The 16,659-nt window shown below is 44.4% G+C and carries 19 protein-coding genes and 1 other RNA gene; 19 read left to right on the plus strand and 1 reads right to left on the minus strand.

Annotated elements, in window-relative coordinates; genetic code table 11:
• Nucleotides 1-311, minus strand: a 311-nt coding sequence (locus ACWI_RS05815) for a transposase (RefSeq protein ID WP_070370492.1), incomplete at its 3' end; no start/stop codon positions are given.
• 70 nt (nt 312-381) lie between these two features.
• Here ACWI_RS05815 and ACWI_RS05820 point away from each other — a divergent pair.
• The 19 genes from ACWI_RS05820 to ACWI_RS05905 all read left to right on the plus strand — a co-directional run bounded on the left by ACWI_RS05820 (nt 382) and on the right by ACWI_RS05905 (nt 16,642).
• Complete coding sequence (locus ACWI_RS05820) at nt 382-606, plus strand: hypothetical protein (protein WP_139142327.1); 225 nt, start codon at nt 382-384, stop codon at nt 604-606.
• A 75-nt stretch (nt 607-681) separates the two neighbouring features.
• Nucleotides 682-2,496, plus strand: a complete 1,815-nt coding sequence (gene hflX, locus ACWI_RS05825) for a GTPase HflX (protein ID WP_070370494.1) — start codon at nt 682-684, stop codon at nt 2,494-2,496.
• A gap of 2 nt (nt 2,497-2,498) precedes the next feature.
• Nucleotides 2,499-3,134 carry a YigZ family protein gene (locus ACWI_RS05830; protein ID WP_070370495.1) on the plus strand — a complete coding sequence of 212 codons (636 nt, stop codon included), beginning with the start codon at nt 2,499-2,501 and terminating at the stop codon, nt 3,132-3,134.
• A gap of 334 nt (nt 3,135-3,468) precedes the next feature.
• Entirely contained in the window at nt 3,469-3,957 is a 489-nt protein-coding gene (locus ACWI_RS05835) for a VanZ family protein (protein ID WP_070370496.1), read from the plus strand.
• Between the two features lie 16 nt (nt 3,958-3,973).
• The gene (gene radA, locus ACWI_RS05840; RefSeq protein WP_070370497.1) at nt 3,974-5,335 is read left to right on the plus strand and encodes a DNA repair protein RadA; all 1,362 of its coding nucleotides are present in this window, start codon (nt 3,974-3,976) and stop codon (nt 5,333-5,335) included.
• Nucleotides 5,336-5,426: 91 nt separating this feature from the next.
• Nucleotides 5,427-5,608: non-coding RNA, 6S RNA (gene ssrS / locus ACWI_RS05845), on the plus strand.
• Nucleotides 5,609-5,691: 83 nt separating this feature from the next.
• Complete coding sequence (gene ruvA / locus ACWI_RS05850; RefSeq protein ID WP_070370498.1) at nt 5,692-6,294, plus strand: Holliday junction branch migration protein RuvA; 603 nt, start codon at nt 5,692-5,694, stop codon at nt 6,292-6,294.
• A gap of 3 nt (nt 6,295-6,297) precedes the next feature.
• A complete protein-coding gene (gene ruvB, locus ACWI_RS05855) occupies nt 6,298-7,362 on the plus strand; it encodes a Holliday junction branch migration DNA helicase RuvB (RefSeq protein WP_070370499.1) in 1,065 nt (354 codons plus the stop codon).
• Entirely contained in the window at nt 7,355-8,380 is a 1,026-nt protein-coding gene (gene queA, locus ACWI_RS05860) for a tRNA preQ1(34) S-adenosylmethionine ribosyltransferase-isomerase QueA (RefSeq protein WP_070370500.1), read from the plus strand. The genes ruvB and queA overlap by 8 nt, the downstream gene beginning before the upstream one ends.
• 289 nt (nt 8,381-8,669) lie before the next feature.
• Nucleotides 8,670-9,791 carry a tRNA guanosine(34) transglycosylase Tgt gene (gene tgt, locus ACWI_RS05865; RefSeq protein WP_070370501.1) on the plus strand — a complete coding sequence of 374 codons (1,122 nt, stop codon included), beginning with the start codon at nt 8,670-8,672 and terminating at the stop codon, nt 9,789-9,791.
• 18 nt (nt 9,792-9,809) lie between these two features.
• A complete protein-coding gene (gene yajC, locus ACWI_RS05870) occupies nt 9,810-10,190 on the plus strand; it encodes a preprotein translocase subunit YajC (protein ID WP_228882821.1) in 381 nt (126 codons plus the stop codon).
• 88 nt (nt 10,191-10,278) lie between these two features.
• Entirely contained in the window at nt 10,279-10,425 is a 147-nt protein-coding gene (scfA, locus tag ACWI_RS18455; protein WP_083837856.1) for a six-cysteine ranthipeptide SCIFF, read from the plus strand.
• Between the two features lie 63 nt (nt 10,426-10,488).
• Nucleotides 10,489-11,838, plus strand: coding sequence for a thioether cross-link-forming SCIFF peptide maturase (gene scfB, locus ACWI_RS05875; protein ID WP_070370595.1), 1,350 nt, complete (start codon nt 10,489-10,491; stop codon nt 11,836-11,838).
• Nucleotides 11,839-12,198: 360 nt separating this feature from the next.
• Nucleotides 12,199-13,947, plus strand: a complete 1,749-nt coding sequence (gene rho / locus ACWI_RS05880; protein ID WP_070370502.1) for a transcription termination factor Rho — start codon at nt 12,199-12,201, stop codon at nt 13,945-13,947.
• 83 nt (nt 13,948-14,030) lie between these two features.
• Nucleotides 14,031-14,246 (plus strand): 50S ribosomal protein L31, encoded by a 216-nt coding sequence (gene rpmE / locus ACWI_RS05885; RefSeq protein ID WP_070370503.1) that lies wholly within the window; start codon nt 14,031-14,033, stop codon nt 14,244-14,246.
• Nucleotides 14,247-14,325: 79 nt separating this feature from the next.
• Nucleotides 14,326-15,180: a peptide chain release factor N(5)-glutamine methyltransferase gene (prmC, locus tag ACWI_RS05890; RefSeq protein ID WP_070370504.1), complete on the plus strand. Its 855-nt coding sequence runs from the start codon at nt 14,326-14,328 to the stop codon at nt 15,178-15,180.
• A gap of 108 nt (nt 15,181-15,288) precedes the next feature.
• Nucleotides 15,289-15,846: an elongation factor P gene (efp, locus tag ACWI_RS05895; protein WP_070370505.1), complete on the plus strand. Its 558-nt coding sequence runs from the start codon at nt 15,289-15,291 to the stop codon at nt 15,844-15,846.
• A gap of 1 nt (nt 15,847) precedes the next feature.
• Nucleotides 15,848-16,279: a CD1247 N-terminal domain-containing protein gene (locus ACWI_RS05900; protein ID WP_070370506.1), complete on the plus strand. Its 432-nt coding sequence runs from the start codon at nt 15,848-15,850 to the stop codon at nt 16,277-16,279.
• 18 nt (nt 16,280-16,297) lie between these two features.
• The gene (locus ACWI_RS05905) at nt 16,298-16,642 is read left to right on the plus strand and encodes an Asp23/Gls24 family envelope stress response protein (protein ID WP_084633527.1); all 345 of its coding nucleotides are present in this window, start codon (nt 16,298-16,300) and stop codon (nt 16,640-16,642) included.
• Nucleotides 16,643-16,659 lie beyond the last annotated feature (17 nt).

Raw genomic sequence — 16,659 nt, forward strand, 5'->3', positions numbered from 1 at the left:
TTTTTCTTCATTTGAGAGATTTGAATTTGTTTTTTTTTAAGCCAATCGACATCCAGTGTTAATTCGCCTATTTTCTTTACGAGCAGCTCCTTTTCATCTTCATGCTCCTGTTTGAGTTTGTCAACATCTTCATTTTTCTTATTGAAGACGGCTGACATATTGGCGATAAATTCGGTTTTCCAACGGCTTAACAATTGCTGAGATACTTCATGCTTTTTTGCGATCTCAGCTAACGTATTTTCTTCTCTGAGGATTTCCAGTACGATGGTTGCTTTTTCCTCAGGGGTCCAGGTTCGTCGTTTTTTACTCATGTGTATAGTTTATCTTATTTTCTGGATTTTGTGTCCAACTATTTGTGAACATTATATTGAAATGGACAGCTTGGGAGAGAAAGAACAATGGAAACTTAATTTTCTTGCAAATGCTGAAAATTTTGAGTTGAAAGAAATAGCTTCAATAGAAACTCCGGTACGTAGTATCGATATTGCAAATATCCAATTAATCGTGTGGCTTATACCTGCAGAAAGCAAAGTTTTTGCCGAAGATTTTTTTGCGAAGTTCTATGATGTAACAATTGTCGGTACTACGCTAGCCCTTTGTCGATAACATAAAACCAGGCAATCATTTTGCCTGGTTTTTGTGCTATAATAAGATACCCTAATAAATCAAAGGAAAAAAATAATGGCAGATAATAATAAAAGTGGCATTCGCCAAAGCTATATCAATGAACTGAATGACTTGATTGGTTATCAAATGGAAAATCAGGTCCTGCTGGATGAATACGTACTGGAAATTTTAAAACGACTGACCCTGATTACAAAACGGGAGGTGTTGATCTGCACCAATGACAAAAATCGGGTTCAATGGGTAAATATTGGTGATGCATCCACTGTCAATATCGGCAATGCGGAGATGCTCTATCATGTCAAGGCCCTCAATAAATACCGGGTCATTCACACTCATCCCGGTGGCAATCCGCGGCTGTCGGCTGAGGATTTTTCGGCGGCTAAAAAACAGAGCCTCCAGTGTATTATTGCCATTGGTGTCGACGAAAAAATACCGACCAGCTTTAGCATTGGAGTACCGGTGGTAGAAGAAGGAACCATGGAGTATGGTCAGGGACTGTTCAAAACCCTTAAGGAACTGAACAAATTTCCGCTGGAACACTACATCCTGTTGGCTGACCGGTTTATTAAAGATGACCCCAATAATCGCTTCGATGCCGAGGATGAAGAGGAACGGGCATTACTGATCGGATTGGATCTGCCGGGAAATAAGGGCATTGAACTGGTGGATTCGATGGAAGAATTACGGCAACTGGTCAAGACAGCCGGTGGTATTGTGGAGGAAGAGGTTTGTCAGTCAAAAAGTCAGATCGATCCAACCTTTTATGTCGGTAAGGGGAAGCTCCAGGAACTGATCAAGGTGATTCAGAATCATGACATTAACCTGATTGTCGCTAATGATGAACTCAATTCCCGGCAAATAGCCAACATTGAAGCCGCCACCGGTACCAAAACGGTTGATCGTACCACTATTATTCTGGATATTTTTGCCCGCCACGCAAAAACCAAAGAAGGCAAGCTTCAGGTGGAACTGGCCCAGCAGAAATACCGGATGAGTCATTTAAAAGGTCTGGGGATTGTAATGTCCCGGACTGGCGGTGGTATTGGCACCCGAGGCCCTGGTGAAAAGAAACTGGAAACGGATCGCCGCCATATCCGCAAACAGTTAGAAGAGCTGGAAGCCCGGATTGAACGGATCAATAAGAGCAATCAGCTCAACGCCGTCCAGCGCAGTAAAAATAAAATCAAAACGGTCAGCTTAATTGGTTATACCAACTCTGGGAAGAGTACCCTCTTTAATCGGCTGACTCAAAGTGAAGTGGTGACCAAAGATGGCCTTTTCATTACCCTTGATTCGACCCTGCGAAAGGTCGATCCGGAACATGGTGAGTATTTGGTCTCAGACACTGTTGGCTTTATTGACAAACTACCCCATGATCTGATCAAAGCGTTTAAAACCACCTTGATGGAAGTCGAAACCGCTGATCTATTGCTGCATGTGGTGGATGTGTCCAATCATAATTATCAGGCTCAGATCGCTGTGGTTAACCAGGTGCTGTCGGATATTGGTTCCGGCAATAAAAAAGTCATAATGATTTATAATAAAATCGATAAGCTGACCCCGGAAGAACAGGATGCTTTGTTGCAAAAGAATCAGGTGGCGGTTGAGGAACTGGCTTTGTATATTTCCGCAAAAGAAGAGATGGCAATCGAGAGTCTCTTTGAAACCATCAATCGGGTGCTGGTAGGAGAAAAACGGGAAATGCAGATGCTGATCCCTTATGATGACAATAAATCACTGGCACTTCTGCATGAGATGAAAGTGGTTTTGGCGATTGACTATCAGGCTGACGGCAATCTGGTGACCATCGAAATGACAGATGATTTTCCGACCCATCTGTTTGAAAAGTATCAGGTGACAGAGGTATAAGTGTGGAAGATTACAAAACGGTATTAATTCCTGATGAAACGGAGATTGAAATCAAGAAGTCCCGCTTTATCAATATGGTCTTTCATATTGAAACCGAAGCAGAAGCTGAAGCAATTCTCGCCGAAATCCGAAAAAAGCATTATAAAGCCACCCATGTCTGCTGGGCCTATGTGCTTAACACCAATCCCCGGCGCCAAAAAGCCAGTGATGACGGCGAACCTTCCGGTACCGCCGGTAAACCGATTCTGGAGGTCATTGATCATCGGGAGCTTAGAGATGTACTGGTGGTGGTCATTCGCTATTTTGGCGGCGTGAAGCTGGGTACCGGCGGTCTGATCCGGGCCTATGGCGGCGGCGCCAGTGATGTCCTGAATCATTGTACCGTGGTCAAAAAGCAGTTTTCGGATCAATTGCAAGTGGTGGTCAGTTACGCAAGTTATGGGGGCCTGAGCAACGGTTTAATGGAACGGGAGGTGATTCCGGTAAATGAAGATTTTGGCGAAAATGTCACCCTGTTTTTTCAGATCCCGGTGGCGGAAACAAACGGATTTTTAGCCTGGATCGAGGATAAAACCAATGGTACGGCCCAGGTTATTCGTAGTGAACCAGCTTTTGTGGATGTTGTGGTTAGTTTATAACAACAATGATTCTAAAATTGTTGTTGTTATAAAGTGAAAGGTTATGAAAAAGATGCATCGTTAGATAAATAACTAACGAGCGAAACCCTTTACAAATGCCAAAAAGTTGGATATAATTGCCATAGTAAAAAATTAATGCTGAGTTTTAAATTAGCATGGATACAATAATGTATTCTAATTTAAAACAAAGAATAAAAATATCGAGGGGTTACTTTCGATATTTTTTCTTTTTTTTGCAAAAATTTCCGGTCAGGAAAATTTCTGTGGCACTCTAAAGGTTTATTCGTTATAATAGCAAGGCTTACACGAGCAATCAACCAGGAAGGACCAGGATATGAGTAAAAACAACCGTGTCGCATTTCTCTTTAAGCTGCTGTTGCTGGCTTATTTGGGATTTCTAGTTATATTGACGCTATTACCCGATGCTTCTAATATTACCTATGAGACTACCGTAAACTTGATACCGCTGACTACGATTGATAACTTTTTTTATGACATTATGGTTAATGGCTTTATTGATTGGGAGTTTTTGGCAACCAAACCAACGAATCCAACAGAAATTCTTTTATACACCTTTACCGATTCGTTCAAAAACCTGGCCGGAAACATCATTTTGTTTTTACCGCTGGGGTTCCTATATCCGTTAGCACGAAAAAACAAGGTCGGCTTCTTCCATGTCTTTGTGGTGATACTGGGAACCACCTGTGCTATCGAGCTGATCCAATACTTGTTTTTAGCCAGTCGTCGGGCGGATGTCGATGATATTATTTTAAATCTGATTGGCGGTTTGATCGGTTATCTGGTTTATAAATGGATTGAGTAGTGAATAAGGGGAAAAGATGGCAAAGAAAAAAAGTATTTTTGTCTGTCAGAGCTGTGGTTATGAATCGCCCAAATGGATGGGTAAATGCCCGGAGTGTGGGCAGTGGAATAGCATGGTGGAAGAGTTGGATTTTTCTAAGCAGGGAAGTAAGGAAACGATTCGGGAACGGGGCGTTTATTCTAAACCGAAGTCCCTAGCGGAGATTACCTATACTGGGGACACCCGCTACCCGACCTGCAATGAAGAGTTTGATCGGGTTCTGGGTGGCGGGATTGTCCCTGGGGGGATGATCTTGCTGGGCGGTGACCCGGGGATCGGGAAATCGACGTTGCTTCTGCAGACCACTGAAGCCCTGGGAAATCAGGGCTATAAGATTTTATATATTTCCGGCGAAGAGTCGGAACAGCAATTAAAAATGCGGGCAGAGCGAATGAAGGTAAAATCTGAAAAGATTTCTTTCTTATCGGAGATTAATATTCCCTATCTGCTGACGATTATTCTAGAAGAGCGGCCAGATATTGTCATTATCGATTCGATTCAGACCATGTACAGCCCGGACATCAGCTCAGCTCCAGGCAGTGTCAGCCAGATCCGTGAAAACACCGGCGCACTGATGCAATTGGCCAAAAAAGATAATATCGCAATGGTGTTGGTGGGGCATGTCACCAAAGATGGGGCCATTGCCGGTCCCCGGGTGATGGAGCATATGGTTGATACGGTGCTTTATTTTGAGGGCGAAAAATATCACGCTTATCGGATTCTAAGGGGTGTCAAAAATCGTTTTGGCTCCACCAATGAAATCGGGATTTTTGAAATGACTGAAAATGGCTTGCAGTCGGTAGCCAATCCATCGGAGATGATGCTCGACAGCCGTCCCGAAAATACCTGTGGATCGGTGGTGGTGCCCTGTATTGAGGGGTCCCGGCCGTTGCTGATTGAGCTGCAGGGGCTGGTTTCGCCCACTGGCTTTGGAAATCCCCGACGAATGGCCACTGGCATGGATTATAACCGGATGGTATTATTGCTGGCAATTATGGAGAAGCGGCTGGGAATTCAGATGCAGTCGGTGGATGCGTACATCAATGTGGTGGGTGGCATCAAGGTGGATGAACCCGCACTCGATCTGGGAGTAATTGCTGTACTTTACTCCAGCCTCCGGGATTTTCAGATCCCCGGCGATTTGATGATTCTGGGCGAGGTGGGATTAACGGGTGAAGTCCGTAACATCCAGCACATCGAAAAACGCCTGATCGAAGGAAAAAAACTGGGCTTTAAGCGTTGCATTATCCCCAAAGGCAACCAGAAAGGCTTGAAAATTGCCGGAATGACGATTCTCCCGGTAGATAGTATTCGTTCGGCCCTGGACATTTTACTGTAGACCATCCGGTGGGTTGAAATAAGTGAATTTGACTGCTGGTTTGCGGCAAAAATTTATCCTTTGATTTCCGTAGAAAACCGTGTATAATTAAGTTATCCCAAAGTGTTCGTTTTTTACTTTATTTTTGAACCTACATCAATACTCAGGGAGTCTGATTGTTCGCTGGCAGATGTTAGGCCTCATTATATCAGTGGAAAACAGAAACTAGAGACAAGACACCCACCTAGCTTTCGCTAGGGCGTCAAAAATGGAGTACGACACGTTGGGATAGCACCTAAGGGTGCTTTTTTTGTGTTGTAATATTTTTTTGTTTTGGTACAATGGGTAAAGCATGTTTGAATTTTGAAGGAGGGCTTATGTACGAATATATGATCGGGAGCTTGGAAGAACAAGCCATGGATTATGTGGTCATTGATCAAAACCGCATGGGATATAAGGTAAAGGTGTCGACCAATACATTAAATGAGCTGCCGAGTCTGCATTCGGAGGTCAAGCTGCACCTTCATCAGGTGATCAAAGAAGACGAAGTTTCGCTGTATGGGTTTGCCACCACCGATGAACGGGAGATTTTTAGAACCATGATCGGGATTTCCGGGATCGGACCCAAAGCAGCTATGGGACTTTTGTCGCAGTTTAGCCGCAACGAGCTGATTGGCCATATTGTCAACGATGATCCTAAAAGCATTGCCAAGGCCCCGGGAATTGGCATAAAAACGGCCAGTCGGATTATCCTGGAGCTGAAGGATCGCTATAAGGATGTTTCAGTCGGAGATCTGAAGTCTGTTTCCTTACAGGCTAAAGATGATACGGTTACCCAGGCGATTAACGGACTGGTGGGATTGGGTTATAGTATTTCAGAAGCTTCCGAAATGGTAGCCCGGGCATTTACCCCCGAGAGTAGCATTGAAGCGCTGATCACCGGGGCGCTTCGCTCGGCTAATCCATTGAAGGGACGATAACACATGAAAGAACGAATCATCACCTCTGATTTTACGGAATTGGATGTTGAAATAGAAAAAAATTTGCGACCCCAGGGTCTGGATGAGTATATCGGGCAGGAAAAAGTAAAAAAACAGATGGGTATTTTTATCAAAGCTGCTCAGAAGCGGAAAGAAAGCCTGGATCATGTGCTTCTTTATGGACCACCGGGGCTGGGAAAAACCACCCTGGCCAATATCATCGCCCGGGAAATGGGGGTCGGAATCAAAACCACCTCTGGCCCAGCCATTGAAAAGGCTGGCGATCTGGCAGCCATTCTGACCAGTTTAAAAGAGGGCGATATCCTCTTTATTGATGAAATCCACCGGCTGCAGCGCTCGGTCGAAGAGGTGCTTTATCCAGCCATGGAAGACTATGCTCTGGATATCATCATCGGCAAAGGCCCGGGTGCCCGTTCGATCCGGCTGGAGCTGCCACCCTTTACTCTGATTGGTGCCACCACCCGGGTAGGCCTGTTAACCTCACCATTACGGGATCGTTTTGGAGTGATTCAGCGACTGGAATTGTATAATCCGGAGGAGCTGGCCACCATTATCCGCCGTTCTTCCGGCATTATCGGCATCGAAATGGATGACGAAGGGGCGATCGAACTGGCCATCCGCTCCCGGGGAACACCGCGTATTGCCAACCGCTTGTTAAAACGGGTTCGGGATTATTGTGAAATCGAAGGCCGGGGTATTATCGACCTCAAGACCACCCGGGAAGCCCTGGATCTTTTTGAAGTGGATGATGTCGGGCTGGATGAGATCGACCGGATTATGTTAAAAACCATCGTGGAAAAATTTGACGGTGGACCGGTCGGGATTGACACCCTTGCTGCTGCCATCGGTGAAGAAAAAAACACCATCGAAGAGGTGTATGAACCCTATCTGATTCAACTGGGTTTTCTTTCAAAAACACCTCGTGGTCGGATGATCACTAGCCGTGGTTATGCCCATTTGGGACTGGAGGACTATGTGAATGAGGCACAAAGTCCGCAGCAGCTAAAAATAAATTTCTATGACAATGAGGAAGGTATTGATGAATAAAACGGACTTTTATTATGATCTCCCGGATGAACTGATTGCCCAGTGTCCCCTGGAAAAAAGGGACAACTCCCGGCTGATGGTGATTAACCGGGAGAAGAATACCATTGAAGATCATAAATTTTTTGAGATTACTAATTATTTACGACCTGGAGATTTGCTGGTGATGAATAACACCAAGGTATTACCGGGACGGTTATTCGGGACCAGGGAAGATACCGGTGGAAAGGTGGAGATCCTGTTGCTGCGGCATCTGTCCCAGAAAGACTGGGAAATCATGGTCAAGCCAGGAAAACGGGCCCGGGTTGGGGCCCGGATTGTTTTTGGTCCCGAGCTAAAGGGTGAAATCACGGGAACCACCCAGGGGGGACTCCGAATAATCAGTTTTGAATATTCCGGTGTGTTTGAGGAAATCATTGACGAGATCGGCCTAATGCCGGTGCCGCCCTATATTCATGAAACCTTGACAGACAATAACCGCTATCAGACCGTTTATGCCAAGCGGGAAGGCTCGTCGGCAGCTCCTACCGCTGGGCTTCATTTCACCCCGGATCTGCTTTCGAAAATTGAAGCCATGGGGGTGGAAATTGCCGAGGTGACCCTCCATGTGGGCATTGGCACCTTTCGTCCAGTTAAATGTGATGTGATTGAAGAACATCATATGCATGAAGAATATTATGAGGTGCCGGAAGAAACAGCCAGGGCTGTTAAACGAACCAGAGAACGGGGTGGCCGGGTTATCGCTGTGGGGACCACCTCGGTGCGGACCCTGGAAAGTAATGCCAAGCTACATGATGGGGTGGTTACTCCTTACACCGGGGTAACGGATATTTTTATTTACCCGGGCTATGAATGGGAGGTGGTGGATGCTTTGATCACGAATTTTCATCTGCCAGAATCGACCCTGCTGATGCTGGTCTCAGCCTTTTATAACCGGGAAGCGATTATGAAAGCCTACCAAACGGCCATTGACTGGAAATATCGTTTTTTCAGTTTTGGGGACGCCTTGTTTATTGAGTAAAATAGGTAATTGCAAAACTGCCGTGAGCTTTGCGCCCAGTTTTGCACGAAACAATTTTTACACTGTACGGCGGACAGTTCGCTGAACTGTTCGCCTACACGTTACAAAATTGTTTTCGCGAAGGCAACGAGCCAATCACAAGCTTGCTTGTAGTTGGCGACTGCCCGCGAACAATAAGAAATTCGCATCGCAATTTCTTATTGTTGTGGAAACCGCACACAAAGCTATCATTGTTCGATGGTTTTTCATTTCGCAATTACCTATATTGAGTAAAAAATAGGAGAAAAGAATGAGCGAATTTCGTTATGAATTGATTAAGGAGTGTAAGGACACCGGAGCCAGACTGGGAAAGATCCATACCAAGCGGGGGGTTATCAATACCCCGATTTTTATGCCAGTGGGAACCCAGGCGACGGTGAAGTCCCTATCATCCGAAGATTTAGTGGAGATGGATGCCAATATAATTCTGGGCAATACCTACCATCTTTATTTGAGACCCGGCCAGGAGATTATGGATAAGGCTGGCGGGATCCATAAGTTTATGAACTGGAACCGGCCGGTGCTCACTGACAGCGGCGGCTTTCAGGTATTTTCTTTAAATGACTTAAGAAAGATCACCGAAGATGGCGTTGAATTTATTTCACACCTGGATGGCTCCCGACATTTTATGACCCCGGAAAAGGCCATTGATATGCAAAATTCCATCGGGGCCGATATCATCATGTGTTTTGACGAGTGTGCCCCGGCTGGTGCCGATTATGAGTATACCAAGAAATCCATGGAAATGACCACCCGCTGGGCGCGGCGCTGTAAAGAGGCCCACAAACGCCCCGAGGATCAGGCTTTGTTTGGGATTGTTCAGGGGGGGATGTTTGCTGATCTGCGGGCGCAAAGTGTAGAACAGCTCACTGACATCGGCTTTCCGGGTTATTCCATTGGCGGACTCAGTGTGGGGGAACCCAAAGATGTGATGTATAAGATGCTGGATGCCACCACCCCGCTTTTACCCAAAGATAAACCCCGCTATTTAATGGGGGTTGGTTCCCTGGATGCGCTGTTTGAAGGCACGATTCGGGGCATTGACATGTTTGATTGTGTGCTCCAGAGTCGGATTGCCAGAAACGGCACCGCTTTTACCAGTCATGGTAAGGTGGTGGTTCGGAATGCTACTTATAAGGAAGATTTTACACCGGTTGATCCTGAATGTGATTGTTTCGTTTGCCGAAACTACACCCGGGCCTACATCCGTCATCTCATTAAAACCAATGAAATTTTAGGGGCCAGGTTATTGACATATCATAATTTATACTTTACACTTGTAACGATGAAGAAAATTCGACAGGCCATAATGGATGACAATTTATTAGCCTATAAGGAAGCTTTCTTTGAGAAATTCGGTATAACTGAATAAAGATGAAGGAGAATGTGAATGTTTGGAATTGATTTTACATTAATTCTCCCGCTGATTTTAGTACTGGTGTTTTTTTATTTCTTTGTTTTACGACCACAGCAAAAACAGCAAAAAGAGATTAAAGAAATGCGATCCAGTATGAAACCAGGGGACGAGATTATTACAATTGGCGGATTTTATGGAATCGTCTATGCGATTGGTGAAGAAAATGTTACCATCGAGTTATTGCCAGATTATCATAAGGCGTTGATTACCAAATCGGCCATTGCCCGAATTGTCAATGTTGGGGACGCTGTTGTTGCAACAGAAGATGACAATTTTGAAGAACTAGAAGATCTGGATAATGAAGAAATCGTTGTCGATGCTGAATTTGAAGAAATCGACGAAGACAAAAAATAAAGAGAACGGACCTGCACTCGGCGACCCGGATTTTAGCGGGTCTGCCGGTAATTGTCGGGAAAAATTATTTTTGAAGGGAGTGAACAATTTGAAGCACATTAAAATCATTAAAGAAGGTAAACTCACTGACGTGAAGAACAGAGGATGCGGGGAATGTCAAACTTCCTGTCAATCTGCCTGTAAAACATCCTGCACCGTAGGAAATCAAAAATGCAAACAAACGACTGAAAAATAATAAACAAGCCTGAAAGGGGCTGTCTCGTAAGAGATAGTCCCTTTTTTCATGATGGGAGAAAAAATGATACATAAATATAAAAAGAATGGTCTCAATATTGTTTTGGACGTGGATACCAGCACAGTACTGACGGTTGACGAACTGACCTTTGAAGTGCTGGATCACTATGAAGGTAAAACCAGAGCCGAAATCATTGCCAGCTTTCAAGAAAAATATTCAGTGACCGAACTCAATGAATGTCTGGATGAATTGGATGGTGTCAAAGCGGCGGGGCTATTGTTCCGGGAAATGAATTATCAACGGGAAAACTATGCCAATGAAGATCTGATCAAGGCTTTGTGCTTGCATGTCGCCCATGACTGCAATCTGAAATGTGCTTATTGCTTTGCTGCGCAAGGTGACTTTGATGGCGAAAAACTGCTGATGCCGCTGGAAGTTGGCAAAAAAGCCATCGATTTTATCATCGCTCAGTCCAAAAACCGAAAAAACCTGGAAGTTGATTTCTTCGGTGGTGAACCGCTGATGAATCTGGATGTGGTTAAGCAATTAGTGGTGTATGGCAAAGAGATGGCCGCTAAAAACGATAAGCAGTTCAAATTCACAATGACCACAAATGGGGTGCTGTTAAATGCCGAAACCCGGGAATATCTAAACGAAACGATGGATAATATCGTGCTTAGTCTGGATGGTCGTAAAGAAGTCAATGATCAGATGCGGCAAACGGTCAATGATCAGGGCTCTTTTGATGTGATTATCGACAACATCAAAGCGATGGCTAAAATGCGGGGTGATAAAGATCATTATGTCCGGGGCACCTATACACATCATAATCTTGATTTTGCCAAGGATGTTGAGTTTTTGGCGGCAAAGGGTTTTAAAAGCATTTCGGTGGAACCGGTGGTGGCCGAGGCAACTCACGATTACGCCCTGACCGAGTCCGATCTCCCCACTATCATGGCAGAATATGATGCGCTGGCCTTGTCTTACCTCACGCGTCATGAAGCAGGACTGCACTATAACTTTTTCCATTTTAATGTGGATCTCGATCATGGCCCCTGCGTTTACAAACGGCTGTCCGGATGTGGGGCCGGTAAGGATTATGTGGCCGTAACGCCGGAGGGGGACATTTATCCCTGTCATCAGTTTGTCGGCAATGAAGCATTTAAGATGGGGGATGTGAGTAATGGCATCACCAATGGCGAGATCAAAAAAATCTTCGATGCTGGCAACCTGCTAGAAAAAGAAGACTGTCAAAGCTGCTGGGCCAAATATTTTTGCGGTGGGGGCTGTCATGCCAATGCCTATAACTTTAACGGTACGATTATGAAACCTCATTTCGTCAGCTGCGAAATTGAGCGGCGGCGGGTGGAAAATGCCATTATGATTTCAATTATTGAAGGCGAACAGGAATAAGCGGTTAAGGTTTGCTTGGACTACCGTACCGATCAATGACCAAGGGGTCAGACCCTTGTTAATCTGTTGTTCGCTGCGGAATCGGACAGGCGATGCCGTGTCCGCTCCGATGCGTAGGGTCTGACCCCTAGGTCACAACATGATGTAACAATTGTCGGTACTAGGCCAGTTAGAAAACACCAAATAGTAATGTGTCACCTGGATTTTTTGACAAGAATGGATATTTGTGGTAGATTAAGGTATCTACATTAAACAAACCTTCAGATTATTCTGCGACTTGAAGCATCATATCAGCACAGCAAAATCGAGAAAAATCATAACATTCATTCTAAAACCATCTACAACCCATGGAGGCACATATTGGAAAAGAAATCACTGGACGATTTAACGGTTGTTGAATTGCGTAAACAGGCGGAAAGTCTGGGTATCGAAAAAACCAGCCGCCTTAAAAAAATTGAACTGATCGAGGCCATTGAAGAAAAATTGGAGTCCTCGGCAGAGCAATTGGCGCATCAACATCATCAGCATGAGATAAAGGAAAAAGAAGTATTGACAGACACTAACGAAATATCGGAAAAAAAAGCAGCTGAAAAAAATAATCCAGAAAAACAGCTGGCCCAAACCCATTCGCGGATCACGAATGGGTCAAACGGCACCCGATCACCCTATTATAAGATTAAAGATTCCATGGATAATGTGGTGGTAGTGGAAGGGAATCTGGAAATTCTACCGGAAGGTTTTGGTTTTGTTAAAAACAAAGAGATGAAATCCAATGAGGAATTCGTCTATATTTCCGGTTCGCAAATCCAGAAATTCAAACTGGAAACCGGGGATGTCTTAAGCGGCAAGGTACGGCCGCCCAAAACTGGCGAAAAATATTCAGCGATGCTGTTTCTGGAAAAGGTCAACGGCACCAAAACGGCAGATATTATCCAGAAGATCAACAGTATGCTTTATGTTGATGACAAAAAGGATCGGGATCGCTTTAAAAATTCCCAGGAAGGAATCCTGGATGTTAACCCCGATGGTTTTGGATTTCTGCGAACCAACCATTATCTATCTGGCGACCATGATATATATGTTCCGGCCAATCAGATCCGACGATTTAATCTTCGGACAGGTGATAAAGTTGTCGGTAAGATTAAGATGTCCAGTGAGAATGAAAAGTTTGACGCATTGCTTTATGTCGAAACGGTCAACGGCGCTATTCCCGAAAAAATTGCCAATCGGCCTCGATTTGAACGATTGACACCAATTTTCCCAGAGCAGCGGATCACTCTGGAAACCACCCAGGATGTTGTGTCAACCCGGATGATTGATCTCTTTTCTCCGATGGGTAAAGGTCAGCGAGGACTGATTGTGGCCCCGCCGAAGGCAGGAAAGACGATTCTTTTAAAGGAAATTGCCAATGGCATCACCACCAATCACCCCGAAATCGAACTGATTATTCTGTTGGTCGATGAACGGCCGGAAGAAGTCACCGATATGAAACGATCGATCGATGCCGATATTGTCTATTCGACCTTTGATCAGCCCCCTGAAAATCACATCAAGGTGGCGGAAATCGTACTGGAACGGGGCAAGCGCCTGGTTGAACAGGGCAAAGACGTGGTGATCCTGGTTGACAGTTTAACCCGGTTAACCCGGGGAAACAATCTGGTGGTGTCGCCATCCGGGAGAACCTTGTCGGGGGGGCTCGATCCGGAAGCCTTATTCTTTCCCAAAAAGTTTTTTGGTTCGGCCCGGAATGTGGAAGAAGGTGGCAGTCTGACGATTCTGGCCACCGCTCTGGTGGATACCGGTAGCCGGATGGATGATATCATCTTTGAAGAATTCAAGGGGACTGGTAATATGGAATTGCATTTGGAGCGGGAACTGGCGGAGCGAAGGATCTACCCGGCCATCAACCTGAACCGGTCTGGTACCCGTCGGGAGGAAAAACTGTTATCCGCCGAAGAACTGAAAGTCAGCTTCGATATTCGCAAGCTTTACAAGGGCACTACGGTTTATGATCTCACCGATAAGATTATTTCGATTCTGGAACGCACCAAAGACAATGAAGCATTTATGAAAAAAATTATTGATAAATATAAGGCACAAAATATTTGATCTTTTAAGAAAAGTCTGATATAATATCACGGTTGATAAAATAACAATAAGCAATTAAATAAATAAGAAACGAGGTGGATTCGATGAAAGAAGGCATTCATCCAAATTACGGCAAATCAATAGTTAAGTGTGCGTGTGGAAATACATTTGAAACAGGTTCTATCAAACCAGAATTAAAAGTGGAAATCTGTTCAGTTTGTCACCCATTTTTCACTGGAAAACAAAAACTAGTTGATGCTGGCGGACGTGTTGATCGATTTAATAAAAAATACGGCATTAAAAACGAGTCAGCAGAATAAAAAAGAAGTCGGTTCTTGTAACCGGCTTTTTTCTTGTTCAGTTATGCACGGTTTTTTTGTTTTAAGTTGAGGTAGAAAAATGACCATCAAAGAGATTTTGGATTTTGGACGGCAGGCGCTGGCTCAGGCTGGAATCGAACATCCCGGTTTTGAGGCAGAAATTCTGCTTAGCAGAATTCTGGACACGGATCGGGTTTATTTTTATACCCATTCACAAGAAGCGGTGGATTTAAAACGAGAAGCACATTATCGTAGTGCGATAAAAAGACGGTGTCAATCAGAACCAGTCGCCTATATTCAGGAAAAGAAGGAATTTATGGGGATGGAATTTTTTGTCAACCGGGATGTTTTAATCCCCAGACCCGACACCGAGCCGATGGTGGAGTATCTGCTTAAATATTTACAGCTAAACTACCCCAAGGGTGCTAAAATTCTGGATCTGTGCACGGGCAGTGGGGCGATTGGCATTTCGATCAAGAAATATTTTAAGCAGGCCGACGTCAGTCTTAGTGATATTTCGGAGGCAGCACTGGCAGTGGCTCAGACAAATGCCAATCAATTGGCAAATGGGGATCTGACCTTGTATCATGGAGACCTATTTGCGGCAATCCCGCAAGGAGAAACCTTCCAGGTAATTGTTTCGAATCCGCCTTACATCAGTCGGGCAGAGATGGACCGTCTGGATCGGGGCATCCTTGACTATGAACCCTATATGGCACTGGATGGCGGTGAATCCGGTTTGGATTTTTATCGGCGGATCATTAGCGGGGCCCATTTGTTTTTAGAAAAAGATGGTCTTTTAGCCCTGGAAATAGGGGATCACCAGGCTGATGATGTAACTGATTTATTAAAAAATAATGGATATCGGGAGATTCAAACCATAATGGATCTCAGTGGTCAGATCCGGTGTCTGACCGGAAAAATATCTGTTTGATAACGAAGCGATAATAATAAATTGGGATGACGGTTCATAGAAATTGTGATAGAATGATAGTATTAAATTGAAAAAGAAAAAATTAACATATGCATATCGGAGGTTAACATGGTATCAGCAGGAGATTTTAAAAAAGGTGTAACGTTTGAAATGGATGGTCATACATATACGATCATCGAATTCCAACACGTTAAACCAGGTAAAGGCGCCGCCTTTGTTCGAACAAAGATTCGAAATGTTATTACAGGAGCAGTGGTTGAAAAATCATTCAGCCCGACCGAACGCTATCCGAAAGCACAGGTTGAAACCCGTGAGATGGAATATTTATATGAAGATGGTGGTCTCTATTATTTCATGGATCTGGAATCCTATGAGCAGATCCCATTAAACTTTAATCAAGTTGAGGAAGCCCTAAAATATTTGAAAGAAAACGATATTGCGACAGTAAAGTCGTTAAAAGGCGTGGCATTTTCGGTAGCAGCCCCCAATTTTGTCGAATTGGAAGTTGTCAAAACCGATCCTGGCTTTAAGGGCGACACCGCAACTGGCGCCAATAAACCAGCAACGGTTGAGACTGGAGCAATTATCACCGTACCGCTTTTCGTGGAACAAGGTGATAAGATTCGTATTGACACCCGGACGGGTGATTATATGGAAAGGGTATAAAATGAAATATATTAATGAAAAAGTCGCTTATACCAAAGGACTGGTTGACGGTCTGGAGTTAGATCAGGCTTCTAACGAAGGCAAGGTTCTGGTTCAGGTATTGGATATTCTCGAAGATATTGTTGATGCCCTGGATGGCATTACCGAAGCTCAGGAAGAATTAGAAGAATATGTGGAAATGGTTGATGATGATCTTTCCGAGCTGGAAGAATTCATTCTCGATGAAGACTTCGGTGACGATGATGATTACGAATTTGACGAAGAGGAATATTACGAGATCATTTGTCCCGAGTGTGGCAATGTTTATATTACCGAATTTGAGTCGTTTGAAAATAACACCGTAGCGTGCCCGGACTGTGGCGCCCCATTTATCCTGAATGAAGAAATTTCATGCTGTGGCGAGGATGGTTGCGACTGTCATCAGGAAATCTAAAGAACATAGGTAACTAAGATGAAACTAGAAATGAAAAACAATCAGGCACCGAATATCAATGACGAAATGATCGCTTCGATTGTCAGCTTGGCGGCTACTGGCGTTAATGGTGTAGCACGTATTTCATTAAGAATCACCGATGAAATCATGGATAAACTCTATCTTGCCTCAACAATTAAAGGGGTCAAAATAGCCAGGGATCCGGAGGGTTTGCTGATTTGGGTTTACGTGATTACCGAACCAGGTGTCGACATTATCAAGGTTTCTAAAGCAATTCAAAAAAAAGTAAAGGTTGCCGTGGAATCCATGGCCGGTTTTCAGGTAGCTGCAATTAATGTCCGAATAGAAGGTTCAGGCATCTAGGGGCGAAAGCCCCTTTT

The organism is Acetobacterium wieringae, from assembly GCF_001766835.1.
In the GTDB taxonomy this organism is placed as follows: Bacteria; Bacillota; Clostridia; order Eubacteriales; family Eubacteriaceae; genus Acetobacterium; species Acetobacterium wieringae.

Coding starts and splice junctions, on each gene's coding strand:
- hflX (WP_070370494.1), top strand. CDS start 682: ATGGCAGATAATAATAAAAGTGGCATTCGCCAAAGCTATATCAATGAA.
- ACWI_RS05835 (WP_070370496.1), top strand. CDS start 3,469: ATGAGTAAAAACAACCGTGTCGCATTTCTCTTTAAGCTGCTGTTGCTG.
- radA (WP_070370497.1), top strand. CDS start 3,974: ATGGCAAAGAAAAAAAGTATTTTTGTCTGTCAGAGCTGTGGTTATGAA.
- ruvA (WP_070370498.1), top strand. CDS start 5,692: ATGTACGAATATATGATCGGGAGCTTGGAAGAACAAGCCATGGATTAT.
- ruvB (WP_070370499.1), top strand. CDS start 6,298: ATGAAAGAACGAATCATCACCTCTGATTTTACGGAATTGGATGTTGAA.
- queA (WP_070370500.1), top strand. CDS start 7,355: ATGAATAAAACGGACTTTTATTATGATCTCCCGGATGAACTGATTGCC.
- tgt (WP_070370501.1), top strand. CDS start 8,670: ATGAGCGAATTTCGTTATGAATTGATTAAGGAGTGTAAGGACACCGGA.
- yajC (WP_228882821.1), top strand. CDS start 9,810: ATGTTTGGAATTGATTTTACATTAATTCTCCCGCTGATTTTAGTACTG.
- scfB (WP_070370595.1), top strand. CDS start 10,489: ATGATACATAAATATAAAAAGAATGGTCTCAATATTGTTTTGGACGTG.
- rpmE (WP_070370503.1), top strand. CDS start 14,031: ATGAAAGAAGGCATTCATCCAAATTACGGCAAATCAATAGTTAAGTGT.
- prmC (WP_070370504.1), top strand. CDS start 14,326: ATGACCATCAAAGAGATTTTGGATTTTGGACGGCAGGCGCTGGCTCAG.
- efp (WP_070370505.1), top strand. CDS start 15,289: ATGGTATCAGCAGGAGATTTTAAAAAAGGTGTAACGTTTGAAATGGAT.
- ACWI_RS05900 (WP_070370506.1), top strand. CDS start 15,848: ATGAAATATATTAATGAAAAAGTCGCTTATACCAAAGGACTGGTTGAC.
- ACWI_RS05905 (WP_084633527.1), top strand. CDS start 16,298: ATGAAACTAGAAATGAAAAACAATCAGGCACCGAATATCAATGACGAA.